The sequence below is a fragment of the Serratia sp. L9 genome, from assembly GCF_050632285.1.
Lineage (GTDB): Bacteria > Pseudomonadota > Gammaproteobacteria > Enterobacterales > Enterobacteriaceae > Chania.
Genome location: NZ_CP192593.1, coordinates 111,558 through 130,418, shown reverse-complemented (window position 1 = coordinate 130,418; position 18,861 = coordinate 111,558). Strand labels below are relative to the sequence as shown.

General features: G+C 47.9%; 19 protein-coding genes and 7 pseudogenes. 11 read left to right on the top strand and 15 right to left on the bottom strand.

All coding sequences use genetic code 11. The annotated features are described in order from the left end of the window. Positions 1 to 54: 54 nt before the first annotated feature. The 3 genes and pseudogenes from nhaC to ACQ86O_RS27860 all read left to right on the top strand — a co-directional run bounded on the left by nhaC (position 55) and on the right by ACQ86O_RS27860 (position 3,163). Positions 55 to 1,493 (top strand): annotated as a pseudogene (gene nhaC / locus ACQ86O_RS27870) (Na+/H+ antiporter NhaC). A gap of 1 nt (position 1,494) precedes the next feature. Then, positions 1,495 to 2,669 (top strand): annotated as a pseudogene (locus tag ACQ86O_RS27865) (MalY/PatB family protein). A 203-nt stretch (positions 2,670 to 2,872) separates the two neighbouring features. After that, positions 2,873 to 3,163 carry a helix-turn-helix transcriptional regulator gene (locus ACQ86O_RS27860; protein ID WP_431225890.1) on the top strand — a complete coding sequence of 97 codons (291 nt, stop codon included), beginning with the start codon at positions 2,873 to 2,875 and terminating at the stop codon, positions 3,161 to 3,163. Between the two features lie 156 nt (positions 3,164 to 3,319). Here ACQ86O_RS27860 and ACQ86O_RS27855 read toward each other — a convergent pair whose 3' ends face one another. The 3 genes and pseudogenes from ACQ86O_RS27855 to ACQ86O_RS27845 form a co-directional block, all read right to left on the bottom strand. Beyond that, positions 3,320 to 3,559 (bottom strand): plasmid partition protein ParG, encoded by a 240-nt coding sequence (locus ACQ86O_RS27855; protein ID WP_241389774.1) that lies wholly within the window; start codon positions 3,557 to 3,559, stop codon positions 3,320 to 3,322. Beyond that, positions 3,556 to 4,184 (bottom strand): annotated as a pseudogene (gene parA / locus ACQ86O_RS27850) (ParA family partition ATPase). Before parA ends, ACQ86O_RS27855 begins: the two are co-directional and overlap by 4 nt. A 173-nt stretch (positions 4,185 to 4,357) precedes the next feature. After that, positions 4,358 to 4,726, bottom strand: a complete 369-nt coding sequence (locus ACQ86O_RS27845) for a tyrosine-type recombinase/integrase (RefSeq protein ID WP_431225889.1) — start codon at positions 4,724 to 4,726, stop codon at positions 4,358 to 4,360. A gap of 92 nt (positions 4,727 to 4,818) precedes the next feature. Here ACQ86O_RS27845 and ACQ86O_RS27840 point away from each other — a divergent pair, with 92 nt between their 5' ends. After that, positions 4,819 to 5,016, top strand: coding sequence for a hypothetical protein (locus ACQ86O_RS27840; RefSeq protein ID WP_431225888.1), 198 nt, complete (start codon positions 4,819 to 4,821; stop codon positions 5,014 to 5,016). Between the two features lie 764 nt (positions 5,017 to 5,780). Here ACQ86O_RS27840 and ACQ86O_RS27835 read toward each other — a convergent pair. Further along, positions 5,781 to 6,041, bottom strand: coding sequence for a hypothetical protein (locus ACQ86O_RS27835; protein WP_431225887.1), 261 nt, complete (start codon positions 6,039 to 6,041; stop codon positions 5,781 to 5,783). Between the two features lie 13 nt (positions 6,042 to 6,054). Next, positions 6,055 to 6,606, bottom strand: coding sequence for a hypothetical protein (locus ACQ86O_RS27830; protein WP_431225886.1), 552 nt, complete (start codon positions 6,604 to 6,606; stop codon positions 6,055 to 6,057). A 381-nt stretch (positions 6,607 to 6,987) separates the two neighbouring features. Between ACQ86O_RS27830 and ACQ86O_RS27825 the strand changes: the two genes are divergently transcribed. Continuing rightward, positions 6,988 to 7,434, top strand: coding sequence for an STM2901 family protein (locus ACQ86O_RS27825; RefSeq protein ID WP_431225885.1), 447 nt, complete (start codon positions 6,988 to 6,990; stop codon positions 7,432 to 7,434). After that, entirely contained in the window at positions 7,434 to 7,739 is a 306-nt protein-coding gene (locus tag ACQ86O_RS27820) for a DUF1493 family protein (RefSeq protein ID WP_431225884.1), read from the top strand. The genes ACQ86O_RS27825 and ACQ86O_RS27820 overlap by 1 nt, the downstream gene beginning before the upstream one ends. 73 nt (positions 7,740 to 7,812) lie before the next feature. On the opposite strand, the gene ACQ86O_RS27815 is transcribed toward ACQ86O_RS27820, so the two are convergent. Next, positions 7,813 to 8,292 (bottom strand): Hcp family type VI secretion system effector, encoded by a 480-nt coding sequence (locus ACQ86O_RS27815; protein ID WP_431225883.1) that lies wholly within the window; start codon positions 8,290 to 8,292, stop codon positions 7,813 to 7,815. 32 nt (positions 8,293 to 8,324) lie between these two features. Further along, a complete protein-coding gene (locus ACQ86O_RS27810) occupies positions 8,325 to 8,582 on the bottom strand; it encodes a hypothetical protein (protein WP_431225882.1) in 258 nt (85 codons plus the stop codon). Positions 8,583 to 8,923: 341 nt separating this feature from the next. Between ACQ86O_RS27810 and ACQ86O_RS27805 the strand changes: the two are divergent. The 4 genes and pseudogenes from ACQ86O_RS27805 to ACQ86O_RS27790 all read left to right on the top strand — a co-directional run. Then, positions 8,924 to 9,335, top strand: a pseudogene (locus tag ACQ86O_RS27805) (DNA-binding protein); the annotation flags it as partial. A 338-nt stretch (positions 9,336 to 9,673) separates the two neighbouring features. Further along, positions 9,674 to 10,549: a hypothetical protein gene (locus ACQ86O_RS27800; RefSeq protein ID WP_431225881.1), complete on the top strand. Its 876-nt coding sequence runs from the start codon at positions 9,674 to 9,676 to the stop codon at positions 10,547 to 10,549. Between the two features lie 69 nt (positions 10,550 to 10,618). Continuing rightward, positions 10,619 to 11,641: a hypothetical protein gene (locus ACQ86O_RS27795; RefSeq protein ID WP_431225880.1), complete on the top strand. Its 1,023-nt coding sequence runs from the start codon at positions 10,619 to 10,621 to the stop codon at positions 11,639 to 11,641. A 30-nt stretch (positions 11,642 to 11,671) separates the two neighbouring features. Continuing rightward, positions 11,672 to 11,884 (top strand): annotated as a pseudogene (locus ACQ86O_RS27790) (Rpn family recombination-promoting nuclease/putative transposase); the annotation flags it as partial. A gap of 16 nt (positions 11,885 to 11,900) precedes the next feature. On the opposite strand, the gene ACQ86O_RS27785 reads toward ACQ86O_RS27790, so the two are convergent. Both ACQ86O_RS27785 and ACQ86O_RS27780 read right to left on the bottom strand, forming a co-directional pair. Further along, positions 11,901 to 13,066, bottom strand: a protein-coding gene (locus tag ACQ86O_RS27785; RefSeq protein WP_431225879.1) for an IS3 family transposase whose coding sequence is annotated in 2 segments (ribosomal slippage) — positions 11,901 to 12,802 and positions 12,802 to 13,066 — 1,167 coding nt in all. Because the reading frame shifts where the segments join, the coding sequence is not laid out codon by codon here. 65 nt (positions 13,067 to 13,131) lie between these two features. Beyond that, positions 13,132 to 14,170 (bottom strand): IS3 family transposase gene (locus ACQ86O_RS27780; RefSeq protein ID WP_431225878.1). Its coding sequence is split into 2 segments (ribosomal slippage): positions 13,132 to 13,918 and positions 13,917 to 14,170, totalling 1,041 coding nucleotides; the frame shifts between segments, so codons are not numbered across the junction. 453 nt (positions 14,171 to 14,623) lie between these two features. Here ACQ86O_RS27780 and ACQ86O_RS27775 point away from each other — a divergent pair. Further along, positions 14,624 to 14,893 (top strand): annotated as a pseudogene (locus tag ACQ86O_RS27775) (IS66 family transposase); the annotation flags it as partial. Here ACQ86O_RS27775 and ACQ86O_RS27770 read toward each other — a convergent pair. The 6 genes and pseudogenes from ACQ86O_RS27770 to ACQ86O_RS27745 all read right to left on the bottom strand — a co-directional run. Beyond that, positions 14,863 to 15,191, bottom strand: a pseudogene (locus ACQ86O_RS27770) (ISKra4 family transposase); the annotation flags it as partial. The pseudogenes ACQ86O_RS27775 and ACQ86O_RS27770 overlap by 31 nt on opposite strands. A 54-nt stretch (positions 15,192 to 15,245) precedes the next feature. Then, on the bottom strand, positions 15,246 to 15,980 hold the full coding sequence (locus tag ACQ86O_RS27765) for a LysR substrate-binding domain-containing protein (protein ID WP_431225877.1): 735 nt from the start codon (positions 15,978 to 15,980) through the stop codon (positions 15,246 to 15,248). Then, the gene (locus ACQ86O_RS27760; protein WP_431225980.1) at positions 15,971 to 16,096 is read right to left on the bottom strand and encodes a LysR family transcriptional regulator; all 126 of its coding nucleotides are present in this window, start codon (positions 16,094 to 16,096) and stop codon (positions 15,971 to 15,973) included. Before ACQ86O_RS27760 ends, ACQ86O_RS27765 begins: the two co-directional genes overlap by 10 nt. A gap of 218 nt (positions 16,097 to 16,314) precedes the next feature. Beyond that, on the bottom strand, positions 16,315 to 16,482 hold the full coding sequence (locus ACQ86O_RS27755) for a hypothetical protein (protein WP_431225979.1): 168 nt from the start codon (positions 16,480 to 16,482) through the stop codon (positions 16,315 to 16,317). A 538-nt stretch (positions 16,483 to 17,020) separates the two neighbouring features. Beyond that, positions 17,021 to 18,097, bottom strand: a complete 1,077-nt coding sequence (locus ACQ86O_RS27750) for a hypothetical protein (RefSeq protein WP_431225876.1) — start codon at positions 18,095 to 18,097, stop codon at positions 17,021 to 17,023. A 230-nt stretch (positions 18,098 to 18,327) separates the two neighbouring features. Beyond that, on the bottom strand, positions 18,328 to 18,852 hold the full coding sequence (locus tag ACQ86O_RS27745) for a hypothetical protein (RefSeq protein ID WP_431225875.1): 525 nt from the start codon (positions 18,850 to 18,852) through the stop codon (positions 18,328 to 18,330). Positions 18,853 to 18,861 lie beyond the last annotated feature (9 nt).

Genomic DNA, 18,861 nt, shown 5'->3' with positions numbered 1-18,861 from the left:
GAAACGAATTAGTTACGCTTTTGTAAACGCCCCATCCTCTAACAGGAGTTGTTCATGGATGACAAGAAAACGCTAAACTTCGGATTAGCAATGCTGCCCATTGTGGCCATGTTGTTGCTGCTCGTCATCGGTTACGGTCAGCTTAACCTGCGGATCGAGCCGCTGTTGCTAATCTCTGCCGGCATTGCTGCCGCATTAGCCTGGTGGCAAGGTTACCGCTGGGATGACATTATCGATTCCATCGTAGCCAAGTTGGCCAAGGCCATGCCGGTAATCATGATACTGATCTGCGTGGGGGGCTGATTGGTACCTGGATGTTCAGCGGCACCATTCCCTATATGGTGTACTGGGGCTTAAAGCTGATCAGTCCGCAATATATCCTGATCGCCGCGTTCTTTATTACCAGTGTGATCTCCGTGTGTACTGGCACCTCCTGGGGGGCGGCAGGCACCGTAGGCGTCGCCCTGATGGGCGTCGCAGCAGGCCTGGATGTGCCCTTGGCTGCCGCCGCCGGCGCTGTAGTCTCTGGGGCTTACTTTGGCGACAAAATATCCCCGCTGTCTGATTCCACCAATTTCGCCGCCATCGTCGCAGATACCGATCTCTACAGTCATATCCAGCACCTGATGTACACGACATTACCGAGTTTCATCTTAGCTGCAGTGGTATATCTGATTGCCGGGCACACCAACGTTGTTGGCAACGTGGCCACCCCGGAAAAAGTCACCGAGATCGTGACCGCACTGGAGGGTCTGTACCACTTCAACCTGCTGTTAATCCTTCCGCCAGTCCTAGTGCTATGGGGCGCCGTCACCAAACGACCTGTGATCCCCGTCATGCTGGCGGCCTGTGCTCTGGCCATCGCCATTGGTGTTATCCTTCAAGGATTCAACCTGCAGCAAGGCTTAAATGCGTTAATGGACGGTTTTAACCTGTCGATGTTTACGGCGCAGGGGCACAGCATTAGCGGCATCGTCAACGATGTTCCACGATTGCTCAACCGGGGCGGCATGTTTTCGATGATGGGCACCATCCTGCTGGTCTTCTGCGCGTTCTCCTTTGCCGGCGCGTTAACGCTGACCGGCGCACTGAGCGTTATCATCAACCGACTGCTGAAAGTGGTTCATACCACCGGCCAGCTGATTGCTGCAACGATCGCGACCACCATTCTCGTGACCGGCGCTACAAGCGACGGAAAACTGGCCCTGCTCATTCCGGCAGAACTGTTCAAAGGGGCATATCGCCGCATGGGTCTGGATAATAAAAACTTGTCGCGAACCGTCGAGGATGCAGGCACCGTCATCGAACCTTTAATCCCGTGGACATCAGCAGGGATTTATATGGCGACCACCCTGGGTGTCAGCACACTGGATTTACTGCCGTGGGCCATCCAATGCTACGCCGCCGTGGTATTTGCCCTGATTTATGGGTTTACCGGGTTCGGGATTGCCAGGATTCAGCCACTGAAAGACCTGCAGCAGAAGGTAGCCTGACGTGAAGACCAATTTTAACCAGGTAGTTAACCGGCATAACACCGGCTCAGTGAAGTGGGACTTCATCGAACGCTATCTCCAGTTGGATGGCAGCGACCTTTTGCCTATGTGGGTCTCCGATTTTGACTTCCCTGCCCTGCAGAAGTCCAACAAGCGCTGCATAGCCGTGTTGAACACGGCATATTTGGCTACAGCGAACGAGACGCTCAGTATTACCAGGCAGTCATGGATTGGTTCTCAAACCGGCACAACCTGCAGCTGAAGCGTGAATGGTTTACGTCCATCGAGGGTGTGGTACCCGGTCAGGCCATACTTATCCAGTTACTCAGCAAACCGGGTGATACCGTTGTGGTACAAGGCCCCTACTACGGCTCATTTGCCAAAATCATTACCATGAATGGCAGGGAGGTCATCGAGAACCCACTGACAGAAAGCCTCCAGGGATATCAATTCGACTTCGACCATCTTGAGGCGTGCTTCGAGCAACAGAAACCGCCGTTGCTGCTGTTGTGTAACCCACACAACCCCACCGGGCGCTGCTGGACACATAGCGAACTGACGCAACTGATGACACTCTGCCGCACCCACGGCGTGACGGTGATATCCGATGAAATATGGGCCGATCTGCTTCTGCCCGGGCAGACGTTCACGTCAGTCTTGCACCTGGATGCGGCCCTCCATGACCACGTCATTTCGGCAACCTCAGCCAGCAAGACATTCGGGTTATCATCGCTGCGTATCTCGAACTTCCTGATCCCCAATGCTGCCACCCGAAATGCGTTCATCGATCGTCTTAATGCCCATGGTCTGGATGTCTTTAATGCGCTGTCGATGACGGCGGCCACCGCAGCGTATCAGCACGGCGAGGCCTGGCTTGATGATTTGCTGCGCTATCTGGCCGAGAACCGGCGCTGGTTTGAACAGGCGTTAGCCTATGCCGCGCCCTGGTGCAAAATGACCCGGGCGGAAGGCACCTACCTTGCCTGGCTGGATTGTCGCGCTTTGGATTTGGAAGACGACGCTTTACAGCAGGCCCTGATCCATGAGTCGAAGATTGCACCCTCAATGGGCAACAGCTTTGGCCTGCAGGGAAACGGGTTTATACGCATCAACCTGGGCTGTCCCCGTCAGTATCTTGAGGACGCAATAAGGGGGCTCGCCAAACTGAAACCGTAAGCCACTGGCACCCGACGGCACAGACCACATAATTCGGGGCCAGATAATGATGATAGTTAATGCCTACCTTTGCGTGGGCAAGCTCAACACCAGGGAAAGTCATTCAGTACCCGCATCAACCAACCATAGGTTCGAGCGGGTACTGACCATCAAGGAACTGTCAGACCACTGACAGGCCACGGACCACTAGATGGAAGGCTAAAATGGCTGCTATTGAGACTGCACAATTTGCGCGTTACTTTGAGTTGTTTCCTGAAATGACGCCTACACAAGCAATGACCTGTATTCTGTATTCCATGGGATTAACTATCCCAACCATTGCCGACTTGCGCGGTGTCTCCCAGGAGACGGTGCGTAAAGTGCTGCAAGAAGCCCGCCAAAAACTGGAGTTATCCAACCTTTGCGCCGTCACCAGCGTAGTTCAGGTCAGGCTCACCATGGCCATGATGGGACTGCATATCGATTTACAGGAGGAACGTTCTAGAGTTGCATAGCAAGAACACCTTAATTCTGTATTTAATGAAATGTTATTTTCATTAAATACAGAAAAACACTTTTAAGGCTCGCTGCCGAAAGGGAGCCTTAAAAATAACAAACTTGTGATAGCACTTTCGCAGAAGACTTAAAATCGTTTAATCGTAAATACAGAATTACTCTTTTCCGTATTTGTTATACAGCAACTCACGCACCTCATCGGCGATCTTGGTGCCCCGTAGCGCACAGGCCGACTTGATGGCTTTATGCAGGCTCTCCGGGATATCGATAGTGAGTCGCTTCATCTTCTCAACCGGCGGTTGCTCTTCTTCAACAGAGCGACTTTCCACCCAGGCATCTGCGTTAGGATTTGCTTTGGTTGGCTTGGCACCGAAAGTCACTTTTTTACCACTCATACTGATTGCTCCATAATCTCGTTAACCAACGCACTGATCTCTTTGGACGCCGCTGAATCCGGTTCGAGTTCAAATACCGCTTTACCGACCGCCGCCGCTTCAGCAAAAACCACGCGCTGTGAAACACTGGCCTTCAGGACGGGCGTTTCGTAAGACGATAATGCCTCACCCACATCACGGCCTATTGCAGTATTTACGATTTTACGATTAACCACAAATACAGATTTAAGGTTTTCTTTATAAATTTTGGCTTCGTGGATCAGCGTGACGACTTCTTGTGCCGCCCAAACGTCATACGGGCTGGGCTGTACGGGAATAACCACCAGGTCAGCGGCCATGATGGCGGAGCGGGCCAGATCCGTGACCCGAGGTGGGCCATCGATGATGATGTGATCATAATCCTGGGTGAACTTGCCGATATCCTTATGCAGCGTGGCGCGTGGCAACCCCAGCACAGGAAAAGCCCCTGCATCCTCCGCGCCGCGGCCCAATCCAGCGCACTCCCCTGGGGATCGGCATCAAGCAGCAATACACGCGCCCCATTCGCCGCCAAACGTGCAGCAATATTGACACTGAGTGTGGTTTTGCCAACCCCACCTTTCTGGTTCAGTACAGAGATAATCATCAGGCTCTCCTGGTATGAGTTATTGCGATTTTCTGTAAAATCGCATTTCTGCAAACTAACAATTACGATTACATTGCAGTGTATGCATAACCGCGGACAACGTCAATACTGAAATCATTAATTGCGCTTTTCTGTAAAATCGCATTTACGATTAACCGTAAAATACCAGGCTACTATCTGGTGGTAGGCAGCGCCAGCAGCCCGCGCGCCTCATCGACGGGCAGGGAGAACGTCAGGTCTGGCGTCACGTCCAGCGCAAAAATCTTCGTATAGACTTCGGTGTTTTCCAGTCGCTTGTGGCCCATCAGCGCCTGCACCTGTTTGATGTGCACACCGTTCATCAGCAGATGCACCGCGTAGCTGTGCCGAAACGTGTGTGGGGTGATGGGGCGGACCGAGAAGGTAACGCCATCCAGGGCGGCACGATGGACCGCCACCTTAAGCCAGTTGCGTGGTGTCTCCTGGCTGGCCACATCCCACATCGGCGTCGCCCGTCGGGTGAGCAGTTTGAACGTCGCAAAATAGCCCTGCAGCCGGCGCACGTAACCCGCATCCGGTAGCGGTACCGCCCTAAACGGGGCCTCCCATAGCTGCTGCTCTTCCTTGGTCGGCCGGCGGCGTGGGCGGGGGCGCGTTGCTTCAGGGTTCGCAATCGCACAAAGGACATGTCGTCATTGAAATACACATCGGCCGGTGTCAGCGCCAGCGCTTCATTGATGCGGGCGCCGGTATTCCACAACGTTTCAATCAGCATGCGCTGGCGCAGATCGGGCAGGTAGTCGAGCAGCACCGCAATTTCCGGCGCCAGCAGGTAGCGGGGCACATCCAGTGAGGCGGCCATGGCCATTTCGCGCAGCCGCACGGCGCGCGCGAAGCCGCCAGGCAGACTGATCGCGCTACGTGAAATCTGGCCTATCTCGAGGGGGATGATACTCAATTTTTCATTCTCCGCACGCTGTGTTTTTTCGTCCTGCAAAGGCCGCTGTGCCAGGCTGGACTTGGCGACGATCGCCGGGTTGGTGCCCGGTGTCCTATTTTGCCGCGTCAGCCCCGGTGCCGTGAAGCCGAATAAATCGGTGATCGGTCAGGGCAGCATTGCATAAAAATTGGGGAAAAAACGCAATCTGCGTAAAAAAACAATCATCATTGACGCCGGTTGGCGCCGACCTCGACAGGCGTAACGCGAACACCATCCCTAATTCATTGTGACACAAGGGGAAATCGGCCTAGGACCGGCCGTACAGAGAGGTTGGGGAGTCTGAGGGTATTGCCCAATCAGGGCGGCGCTATCAAAACGGAACGCCCGGAGAGCGCGGCCAACACGAAAATGATAGCACCAGTAGCCGTTCTCTTTCAGGAAACCAATTTACCAGAGACTATTGTCAATACTGGAATGAAAACGAGGCAGGTAACAATCGCAATCAGATCAGCATTATAGATAGATAGCAAAAGAAACACTACGCCAACACCAACGATCATTGCCATCGCACCAAATTTTGCATAGCCACCGCACCAATCTATCATTGATGCAAAGCGTTTATTAAGTTTGCTTTTTTCTTCATGATTATATTCCTTTAGGTCGTTTACCGGTAAATATTATTCGTCATCGTTTAATAGCGGCACAGACTGTCTGTCAATCAACTTTTCGAATACTGCGTCTTGCTGGTTAACAGCATCAAATATTTCACAATCACTGTCCTGCTTCATTTTGTTTGTTAAATCGCGCCATAACATGGTTGCCCCCCATGCAGCATTACAAAATAGTTCAGCAGAAAATTTATGCTCGGCAGATTTAGCCAGATCCATAAATTGAGTAATACTTACCGTAGCCTGTTCAGTTAGTTCTTCATAAGTCATTCTATCCACCTTTTCACGTTATTAGATTATTAATATTAATGCTAATGTACGCATACGTTAGCGTTAACTTATGTCGGTGACTTTCTTTTTTCAACGCCCGGATTTCTTTCTGATAGCCAATTTTTGCTTTTGCGATATCAGATAATGTTTCAGACCAGTAATTCATAGCCGATTGCCGATACCGTTCGGCTATGTCATTAATTCTCTCTATATTGCTGTCAACACTACGATGGACGCGTCGCTTTTTACCGAACACATCAACAATGATTGACTGGCTTCCTTTTCGCTGAAAAAGGCTCGCGCACAGACGTTTAACAACCAGTGGCGTTAAGTCGATACCGCTATTGATCGCCATATCGAAAATAAACTCAATCATCTGCGAGGTTTTGTAGTTCTTCACCGCAGCACTTAACCGGGCGGCGCGTTGTGGCGCTTCCCACGTATCATCGCGATAATTCATGATCTCTTTTTGGTAATCCGCAACCAGTCGCTCGGCGGGATAACGGCAATGTTGATGGAAATACGCTAGGGATTCCCGAAGCGAATCTGCTACGTCTTGCTGCATTTTACGTCCTTAACCAATGCTAATGTATGCGTACATTAGCATTAAGCTATGCAATAGACAAGCGATACTAAGCCAGCCAATGCTTAGACTTAGGCTTTATACTGGGAAAGCCCAATCAGGCCGGCACCGCCCGGATCGCACGATGATAGTGGTTGTTCGTTCTGCATGCTGCGCCAGTCGCGAAAAGTGATAGCATTTGGTTCACCAGGTAAGCGGCCTCGATCGCGAAAATGCTCTCGATTTAGGTAGTTCTCCTGTAAAGCCCAACCGGCGAATGCCAGGCAGTGATCAGGGGGCGGAGCAACTAAAACTGTTCAGTTTTTAACTTATTGTTAAAAGTGGTATTATTATAACCATTACTTGATGTGGAGAATGAGTGGAATGGATACTACAGAAGAACTCAATGGCACGTATTACTATCACGGAATGGACAATGTCACTGCTCAAGAATTGTTTTGGATAATATTTGTAGAAGAATTTGCAAAACATGAAGGGCTTGCCATAGAAAGCGCAGCGATGATCATCTCAGGCTGGCCTCTGATACCGAAACAGAAAGGGTTAGGCAAATCAACCTGGGGAACAAGCATAGCCTCTAAAGCCTCTCGAAGGATCTTTAAAGATATGCGTTTTGTTGGGCAAGTAGAAACACCTGTCGGTTTTATGAAAACCCGTATGACCAGCAAGATCGGTACAGCAGTAGGGCGTTATGCCCCTTATGTTGGCTACATTCAGGCGATGATCATCTTTAGCATCATAGCCAAAGAAACACGGAATAAATACAATCTGATTGCACGACCTGAACACCGCATTGAATGGACGTATTTCTAATGGTCGATGAAAACGAAATCCTAACATACCTTACTGAAAAATATAGTGTACACAAAAAGCCCGTCCTTAAAGAATGGACTTTTCAAGAGCACTTTAATTTTGTTCAGGAAGAGTTAGAGGAAATGCTAATCGACCTGTTCACACGTTACGAGATATCGCATGATAACTTTGATTTGGATGAATATTTTGAACCGGAATGGCCTGTATGGTTGTGGTGGAAGAAACTACAACGAAAAGTATACAAACCACTCACGGTCAATATGATCATAGAATCCGCAAAGGCGGGAACATGGCTGTATCAATAAGAGGTTTATTTTCCCCTGTATTATCATACAGTCTATACGATCATGTTATGGGCACAGTTTATGCCGCTAACGCTTAAAAGACCCTATCATCCCAAATACTATAACCAGACGTACCCGCCATCCGGTGATTCCAGGAAATGGATTTATATTTAAGGATAATCTTCTCATGCGGCATCATGTCATTATCATTTATTGAATGCGGATAGATACACGTAATATCGACAATACTGGCTTCCGTAATTTTTATTTCATAATAAAGTTCTAACTGCCCTGTCGTATTTATTCTGTAAAAATAAAATATCGCTTCAATGAGTTCGTTTTCAGATATTGCCATCCCTAACAAGGGCGAGGACTTATCAATAGGTTTAATAAAATGAATAGGATGATGCTGTACGTTCTGATCACGCGTGATACTATGATCTAACTCTAATACTTGTGCTTGGTCTTCATGACCTATCTGGGTTCTGTTACCAATAGAATCGAATGATGAACATCCAGCGGAAATCAAACCTTGTTTATTTCCATTAAGACTCACATAAATCAGGCTAGACATAGTATTTCCTTATATAAGTAGAGATTACTTTATTACAAAGCTGCTGGAACTTTAATTTCCAACGTGAATTTATGATGGACGCCATTGCCATCAGAGAACTTCATTTCAGCGTAATGACCCTCTGTTTCAGCAAACAGTGTGAATATTAACTCCATCAAGACTAACAATGCTTCCTCTGGAGCAAGGAAGCTATCATTAACGACACGCCTGAGTTTTTGATCTAACTGACTCACAAGCTCATCTTTTAATTCGTTATTCACTTTATCTAAAAAGCTCTTGGCAATTTCCATATCACTGACTCCATTAGTAATAAAACGAGTATATTTCGATACTAATGAAAACTTGAGGGTATTTTTTCAAGCGTAAGCTTGAGTGTACGACCATCTGATACTTTCATTTCAGCGGTGTCAGTCTTCATTATGCCAAACAATGAAATACATCGTTTCATCATTAGCGCCATTTTCTCTTCAGGCGCTAATGGGCTTTCTCTCAAACTATGGCTAATTTGCGCTGACAATTCAGCCATGGCCGGGGATTGATGACCGAAAAAGTTCGTGTTTCTTTTTCTTTGTCCATACGAGTAACTCCCTTTATTAGGGCGGAAGCCCAAGCTTGCAAAAGTGTACGCTAAGTGTGCTTTTTTAACAATCCTGTCAAGATTAGCACAGCGCGATCATGGATTCTGCAGGCCGAAGGCCGTAATATCACTGGTTTTGCGCTACGCAACAGGGTCGGTGGCGGCAACCCAGCCCGGCTGAAACAGGTCTGGGATCACTATCAGGCCAGCCAGACCGAGATTACCGCCGAGCCGGTGGCCGAACTGCCGGTAGAAGTAGCTGAAGAAGTGACGCAGGTCTCCGTCGCATTGACGGAACGGCTCGCCCAACTCGCCACCGAACTCAATGACAAGGCAGTTAAAGCCGCAGAACGCCGCGTAGTGGAAGTGATGCGTGCTGCCGGTGAGCAAACCGCCCAGGCTGAGCGTGAACTGGCGGATGCGGCGCAGACATATGACCTGGAAGAGCAGTTGGATCAGTTACGTGAACCGATGGGAGACGGCCGAGGAAGTGCTGACCACCGCCACCGAAAAAGCAGAGAGCCGGATGACCGCACTAGAGGAAAACCATCGTCAGGCACTGCAAAGCTTGCAGGAAGCCAGAGACAACGCTCAGGCTGAAGCCGCCACCGCACGGGAGGATAAAGCAGCACTGAGTGGAGAACTTAAGTCCCTACAGGCGCAAAACCATACACTGTCATCCCTGTTGGCCGGTAGGGTTGATCCGGGGAAAAAGAGTGATAATGCCAGGTAAAACAAGCTTTTTACCTAATGTCAGCATCAGTTGTATAATCATCCCATAATGGATAAAGACAGGGCAGAGTAATGTTTCACTTATTAGTCAGTTATGCTGGTTGGGATGATGGACGCGGTTGGCAGGACAACTTGGGATCTCTTGATTTAGGGCGTTCCATCACCAATCACCTGACAGATGAACCACTGGTTGAGCGGTTTCGCCCCAATGGAGATTTTTCCTTGGCTGAAATCACACAATATCCGGCTCTGATTATGACGGAATTGGAAGGGAGAGGAGCTCCATTTGCCAGAGTGGGTAATATTACGAACGTTAAAAAAACAGGCCGTGAGGCGATTATAACTTACCGCCTCGACCCAGCCATTCCACCGATATCAACCCAAACAATAAAAAATTCCGCTCGTGATCTCGGACTGACTGATTTTCAATTAATCCATACGCATTGGTCTGTAAATAATGGTGATTTATTCGAAGTTTTATTCAGGAACAATATAGGGGCCATACCTAAACCAGAAGTTTTTAATATTGATCATATCCATCAGGTTGAACGACAACAATTGTCCGTCATGATGCCATTTGCTGGCAATTTCACCCCTGTATATCAGGCCATACAGACGATGGCTGCCGATATGGGTATGCGCTGTAACCGCGCAGATGATATATGGGTTCATCAGCACATTATGCAGGACGTGGTTTCCTTGATATGTAAATCTTCAGTGGTTATCTGTGACCTGTCGGGAAAGAATCCCAACGTGTTTTATGAAGCCGGTATCGCACATGCGCTAGGTAAACAGGTGATCCTTATTACGCAGCATATGGATGACATTCCTTTTGATCTCCGATCCGTACGCGCCATTCAATATTTAGCCAACGGGGAAGGTATTGATGCGATGATAACTAAATTACGCCCACGAATAAGCCAATTAACCGATGGTCATTTTCACTAACTGGCACGCCGTGGCATGGAAACGCACAATGACAGGATGTTAATAGGAGGAAATAGTGATTAAAGGGTCATGGATGAGAAAAATATGAATATTATCGACCTATCTCACCTGTCTGCCCTACAAATCAAGGCAGCACGCGAGTTCGCTGCTTTGAAGTTCGATATCGACATGAAAGCCAGGGATTGCCCGGAAAACATTCCTGATGACCTTCATGGCCCAATGAGAGGGGGAGAGTATGGCCCTTATTTTGGAATGTGTTTCTTTAACAGCATCGTTCCTTTCATGCCCCGGGATTCTGAAACACATACACCGGAAACATTACTAATCCCAGTAACTCAAACCCTTGGCTGTAGTTGGCGATGGTGGCCAGATCGATATCAATCAACAGAAGATGAAGAAAAAATAAAATCACATATTTTTTCGGAATATGGAATAAGCAGTACCAGTTATACCTGTATACCTGAACTCGGTCTGTTCTTGCCTCATGAGGGAAAGAATCGCGTCAACTTTTGTCGGCATCACAAGATAGATAAGATCCCTGCCAGGGTATACACCCATCATTATCCTAAAGCCGAAAGAATTGCGATTTATGTCGTGGATATCGCCGGGGGTAAGGATGTTTGGGCCGTGCTGGATGGACGATACATTCAGAAAGTCAGTCATTACGCCTTTGCATGGCCTTTACTTCGGGCTTATGGCGTTAACAGGACACATCAGTGGCCAGCTGATTTACCTTCGTTAAAGGATATATTGGCTCATGCCAATAGTGCCATGGAAGCGGAGCTTTTTTACGAGCCTGTTATTGATGTTGAAAAGGTCAGACGATGGCTTGGGGATAATGTCATTCGTACTGGGCTGATCGAGTTTCCTATCCGCAAGAAATACACCTACCTGGCCCTGTTTGCCGTTGTTTTCATAATGGCAATGACTGCGTTTGATTATTCAAGTGGTGGCCTAGCTGAAAGTATTTTTCTCGCCATAGGCGCTTTTTCTGCAGGTAGCTTGTTTGCCCTGATAGCCCCCATTTTTTGGACTAAAAAAGGTATTTGGCGAACGAAAACCACCTCTGAATCTCTACTGCAACGATATTGAACAGAAGGCTCGACGTGCTACGATGTCATCATGAAAACGACACCTACACCTCACGACGCCTTGTTCAAGCAGTTTCTGACTCACCCGGAAACGGCACGCGACTTTCTGCAGCAGCACCTGCCACCGGCACTGCTGAAAACCTGTGATCTGAGCACGTTGCGACTGGAATCCAGCAACTTTGTCGAAGAAGACCTTCGTGCCTATTATTCCGACGTTCTGTATTCACTCAAGACGGGGAAGGGTGTAGTGGATCACAAAATTAGGACACCGGGATAACCTGTCTCCACTGTTCTTCATACGCACAAGGGGGTATACCCCCGTTATGCGTATGAGGACGAAAAACGTTGTAATAACCGTTTATCCAATTGCTGATATCACGTATCGCATTGCCAAAATCAACATAGCCTCCCTTTGGCAACCACTCACTTTTTAGACTACGAAATACCCTTTCCATTGGTGAATTATCCAGGCAATTCCCTCTGCGACTCATGCTTTGCATTACCCCATATAGCCAGAGTAACCTTCTATATTTATTGCTTTTATATTGACTGCCTTGATCTGAATGAAAAAGCAGACGACCATTGCGAGGGCGAGTTTCCAATGCATTACGTAAAGCCCTACACACCAGGTCAGCGTCAGCTGTTAATGACAGAGCTGACCCCACAATCCGGCGTGCATATAAATCCACAACCAAAGCGAGATAACACCATTTATCCTGTAAACGAACAAAACTGATATCGCCACACCACACGCGATTGGGGGCTGAAGGGGTAAATCTGCGACCCAATATGTTGGGTAATGCAGGACTGTTATTATCGTTTATTCGGTAATGGTGTTTACGCGGTTGACAGCTTGTCAGGCCGCACTCTGTCATCAAGCGTCGCGCCAACCATCGACCTACATCACATCCACTCTGGCGCAACATTTGGCTAAGTGTACGGCTGCCTGCCGCACCACGACTGAGTGCATGAAATGCTCTCAGTCGGCTACGTAACTCCACTCTACGAGCATCAAGGGGACGTCTTACATAAGCATAATAAACGCTGCGATGAACCCCCAGCAAACGGCAGAGTGTCACTATCGGCCATTTCACCTTTAGCCGTGTGATTAGCGGACAGATTTTCCGGGGATTTCGCTCATCAACACGGCAGCCTGCTTTAGTATTTCTTTTTCCATCTCAAGGCGCTTTATCTGCGCTTTAAGCTGCTGAATTTCCCGCTGTTCGGGGGTAATAGCGTTCCCCATCGGCTCAATGCCGCGGAGTTCTTGTTGATAAAGCCGTATCCATTTACGCAGATGGTCAGGATTGAGTTCAAGTGATTGAGCAACCTCTCGAACATCGCGCTGATATTTAACGACTTGCTCGATAGCTTCAAGTTTAAACTCTGGGGAGAATGTGCGTTTGGTTCGCCGAGTTTTGAGCATGTATCACCTCATATTCACTGTTTTAACATTAACAGGTTTTAGAGATGTCCTGAATGACCGAACCACTACAATTCATGCGGACGCTCGCTGTTATATTCACTCAGCCAGCGCTCCGTGATTTCCCGCACTTCATTCAGGGTTCTGAACAGATAAAAATCCAGTATTTCTGTTCGGTATGTCCTGTTAAACCGTTCGATAAACGCATTCTGTGTTGGCTTTCCCGGTTTGATAAATTCCAGCATCACGCCATGAGCTTCTGCCCATTGTGCCAGCGCCAGCGAGACCAGTTCCGGGCCGTTGTCCATCCGCAGTTTCAGTGGATAACCCCGGTTTGCCACGATCCTGTCCAGTACTCTGACCACCCGCTGTGCCGGGATATTCAGATCGATTTCTATTGCGAGGGCTTCGCGGTTAAAGTCATCCACCACGTTGAAGGTCCGGAAGCGTCTGCCACAGACCAGCGCATCATGCATAAAGTCTATCGACCAGCTTTGGTTAAGTGCCTCAGGTGTCACCAGTGGTGCCGGGTTACGTACTGGCAAACGCTGCTTTCCCTTGCGGCGAAAATTCAGTTTCAGCAGGCAGTAAATCCGGTGAACACGTTTATGGTTCCAGGCATTACCCTGCCTGCGCAGCAACTGGAACAGCTTCTTAAAACCGTATCGCGGGTAGCGCTCTGCCAGCTCAGTCAGCACCTGGATCACCGGTTCATCGCGCCGGGTATCGGGCTGATAAAAATAGACCGTCCTGCTCAGCGATAACGTCCTGCATGCCTGGCGTATGCTCATCGTAAACTGTGCCGTCAGATAGCTGACGAGCTCACGCTTTATCGCTGGTTTTAAAGCTTTTTTCGATAACATCTTTGAGTGCCCGGCACTCTAGACTCAGCTCGGCAAACATCTGTTTCAGCCGCCGGTTTTCGTCTTCAAGATCTTTCATCTTTTTGATATCAGACGCTTCCATACCACCAAATTTCGCTTTCCAATTGTAGTACGAGGCCTCAGATATCCCTGCTTCACGGCAGACATCTTTGACAGTACGTCCGGCTTCAACGGACTTCAAAACGGCGATGATCTGGTGTTCGGTGAATCGAGCTTTGCGCATAGCGATCTCCTCAATGGGACATAATCAGTATGTCGGAAGATCTCTAAAAGTGAATGGTTCGTTTTGCCGGGATACTTACACCACCACGGCCCACATATTCCGCCACCGGCGCCGCGCCACTCACAGCCAGGACGTTATCTACAAATTTGGGGGATAACCTGTACGCATCGCCGGTAAAAATATTCACCTCAAAATGAGTGGCTTGTGCCCGTCGCACGGTTGATCTCACCATCATCCCTTGCCATTCCTCGTCGGTCTTATATTATACTGGTTATACATACAGTATAATTATAATAACACTTTTCATTTCCGACCAGAGGAGAACATAAAATGATCAACGCATCACGCACTCGCACACCGCAGGACACGGGCACCACGCAGGAAAGTCGCGCCAAAGCCCTGCAAAGCGCCATAACCGCCATCGAGAAAGCATTCTGCAAGGGCGCCATCATGCTGGGGCGGTGGTCCGTAGCGGTGAGCGAACTGTTGGAGCTGCTCTGGGAACTGTTGCGCCAGTATGTACTGATGCCGGGGAAGGTGCATACCGACAACATCCCGGTGCCGGTACAGGAGCTGGGCAGTAGTAAAACGCGGACCGCCCGGCTGTGGGTGTACGTGCGCGATGATCGCAACGTAGGCTCACCGATGCCATCGGCCGTGTGGTTTGCGTACTCACCGGACCGCAAGGGTGTTCATCCACAACAACATCTTGCCAAGTACACCGTATCCTGCAGCTCGTTATTCAGAACGGCGGTCCGGGTCTGTAACAAATAATAGGCACCTTTTCTGCTCCACTGCATCTGCTGTTTTTTGGCCATTCGTCTGGCTATCACTTCATTGATCGTTGATTCCACAAACGCCGTTGAAACCGGCTCTCCATACCGGTACATTTCACCGTAGTTTGGGGTCATCATCTGATTGTTCCTGATGTAGTATACATTTCATCCAGATGTTTTTGCAGAGATTTCAGGCCTGCATAGCTGAGCTCTGGGCCATCGCCATACATGACGCAATCATCTATGGCTGGCCTGTGGCCATTAACGCGACACAACCATATGCTATCCCCCACACTATTTTACTTCCAAGAGTAGCATTTACTTTCCGAACAAAATATGTCCATTAAATTTTTTGCCGCTTGTGTTAAGGGCCGATCTGCGGAGTAAAAGAGGCAGAATTCGACATCAGGAAGTCGCTCTTCAATCGGAATAACACTTATACTTGGAGAAAGAAAATGTGAACGTACCATAGGCTTGGTTGCAACAGTCAGATAATCCGCAGTTGTAACCATTTGTAAGGCTGCAGTCTTGCTCCCGCGCATCACCATTTTATCTAAAGAATTAAACAGCAGCAATTCCAGTAAGTTTTTTTGTCCCAATGACATTATTGGCAAGAACCAGTCAGCCTCCTGTAATTGACTCAATGAAGTGCAACGAGATAACCGATGACCTTTGCGAGCGCATACTTTGAATTCGGTTTTAAACAAGGGTTCCTGTACCACTCCACTTAAATACTCTGCAGGTATAGCCGTGCCAATTATAAAATCAAGTTTTCCACTACGCAATGAAGGTAGAAGCTCACTGACTTGCCCCTCCACGTTATAAACATTCAAAGATGGATTACTTAAACTGAATTTTTTTAACACCATAGGGAATATGGTTGAAATGAGTGTTGGTGATAAACCGACGGAAACGGAGCAAGATATCGAATTATTAATGTAGCCAATTTCATCAAGGGCACGATTTAACTCATTTAAGATGATTTCTATACGTGCATTAAATTTTAAGCCGGCCTCGGTAGGTATCACCCCCATTTCCCTCTCATCACCAATTGAGTTCCTAGCGTTTTCTCTAACTCCTGTATACTACGTGTTATCCCTGGTTGGGATTGTTCAAGAGCCTTTGCTGCTGCACGAATACCACCTTGCATAATTACAGTCTGTAATACTTGTAGTTGCTGGAGCTTAACTAAGTATTTCATAAGGCCTCATTCTTAATACAATTAGCATAATGTTTTTTGACAATATTAACGACCCCACAAATGAGGTTTGAAATGACAAAAGTAAAAATACGTGCTGATAATTTATGATGTTGCTACCGTTTACTTTCCCCTTGGTACTTCATTACACATAACAAGGAGTTGATATTTTACTTTCTACGCTTAGAGAGGGTTCTAATTCTTCGTATTTCTTTTTTATAACCAGCATTGATTATCAATGGCTGCAATGTTCTTATGCCCAACTTTATTAATGCAGAGCGCTTATTATGACTCACCGTTTTGATGCTAACTCTTAAGTCTTTAGCAATGAGCGACATTTTTTCCCCATTAAGCAGTCGCCGTAACACGAAATTTTCTCGCAGAGAAAGTGTCTGCATCGCTTTTCTACAAGATTTAGGTTCATCTCTTGCCATTTCGATTACGTCAACTAACTGACTTTCTATCATCCTCAGTGATTTTGAAACATCCAATATTCTATCAATACTGTTGAGTGAAAAGAGTAAATATTGGGCCATGACCCTATTAGGGACAATATCCGCGACCAGTAATATTCTGGCTTTTGGATTTACACTCGGTAAATATTCACCAAAAAACTCAAGGTAGAAACAGGGTCGTCAACTGCGCTACTTAACGTCACTATAATGATATCTACACAACGAAGCACTTTTAAATGCTCCTCAAACTGACCAAAGTGGCTAGTACTGGTAACAATCTTACATTTCTTGGCTACGTTTTTTTACGCAGGAGATCTTCAATACCCATTCTGGTATAGCCACAGGGGCACTGGATCGCTATATTTTTCTTTGTCATGACATCTCCTTATGAAAACAGATATCCTTGTCAAATCCGCATCACTTAGGTGTTCGGGGTAATAATAAAGTTCAGGGAATCCGTGTGCATCCCTGCTTTGGTCGATGCGCTCTTGAACAGGTTTATTTCGGGAGTCCAGCACATCTGGCTGCGACCGTTCCCGATATCATTCCCTTGTTGCAGGCTTATGTAATTGGTTGTGCCAGAGGCGGGGAATTTATAGTCATTCGCCGAACCGCCCACTGAACTCTTCAATTTCAAATTATAAAATAGCTGGCTACTATCAGGGCCGTGCATTGTAAACAGACTGCGTCCCCCTTGTGTGCTCGGGGTATTGCTCACACTCAACGCATAGGTATTTTTCTTCACGCCGGCCAGCACGTAGTTAACGCACAGGTTGTTGCTGTTGATATTTTGGATCGTGGCGAGATAACCGTTACTCGACGCGGTTACATCGGGCAAGTCTCCCACATCCGTTTTGTCAAGCACCCACTTGGCAGTTGACATTTTAAACTCTGGCTCTGGGGGCATCACCTCGGTGATCGGCGGAACCGGCACGCTTGGAGAACCAGAAGTACGTATACAGGTACCGTTCGTTTTGGTGGGTATGAACCAGTAAGTGCCACCACTCACGGAGCCGCCATCATTCGCGGCAGTTGTAGAGATTGCTGCTGCCGGGTATGCCTTATTAGCTACTGTTGGCGTGATAATAAATGTCACATGCCCGCCAGTGGTCAATATCAGATCCCCTGTAGGCGGACCAAGGGTTATGCCTTGGCTGTAATAGCTCGGCGTACCGCGGGTAACCACCCCAGCAGGCAGTGTAAGATCCTTGATGGGTACCGGATTCCACACGAAGTTTGTCGAACTCAAACCCGTCCCTGAAATCGTCGGAATTTTTATTTGGACACTAAGGGACGTGTTAGGATGAATATTAGCGCCGCTTTGGTGCGCCATACGCGTCATATCAAAAACTACTTTCCATTGATTATTACCTATGTCGCTAATTGAACAGTTACTCAAATCCATTCTGTAGACCGTATCAGCAAACGTGGGCTGAATACTGTTGCCCAGCAGGAGCGTACCTAAAAAAGCACAGCATGGAAAACTTACCTTCATCATAATTCCTTAATATTTTACACGCACAATAAATTTAAAAATCACAATTTCTACCACCCAACATACTGACGTATCATCTTTCAATGAAACGGTCTCTTATACGTCACTAGGCATCCCACTTTTTTATGAAATTATTTTAATGGGCAAAACAGCAACAGATTAAAATGGCCAGCTGTCATTCTCAAATTACGACCCTTTAGCCGCAAATTGAGATCTATAATGAGAAGACGATGTTAAACCTTCGCCTCAAACATCAGAACCAGTTCGCCCACATAATTACCCGCGACGTTCCTGAATCCCCCGGCGGGTTCATTGGCCCCTACCGTTATCACATAAAGCCCTGTAGATATCCCGCCACCGACGATCGTATTACTGACGTTCAGCGGGACGGAACTCAGCGTTTGCAACGCAGTACCACTGCTGCCAAACTGCACCCGCTCATGGGTGAAAATCAAAGTAGCGTCGGCTTCATTGGTCAAACTCATCGGTCTGACCAGTGAAACTGCAAAATCACGACCATTGCGGATGTTCACTTCCACGCTGACCTGCGCCTCATAGCGGGTGATATCACTGCCCGTACTGTTTTTCAGCTCCAGCGTGTCGTACCAACCTCCTCCTGGCTTCTGTACCGTAATTTGCGGTAGATCGGTCAGCTCAACACTGACCTGTACAGTACCCAGATTGGTGTCTGCCGCATTCACAGTGCTCCCTGACAGCAGCAGAGCAGCCGCCATCATCTGTAACCATTTCTTCATCATGCTGACCCC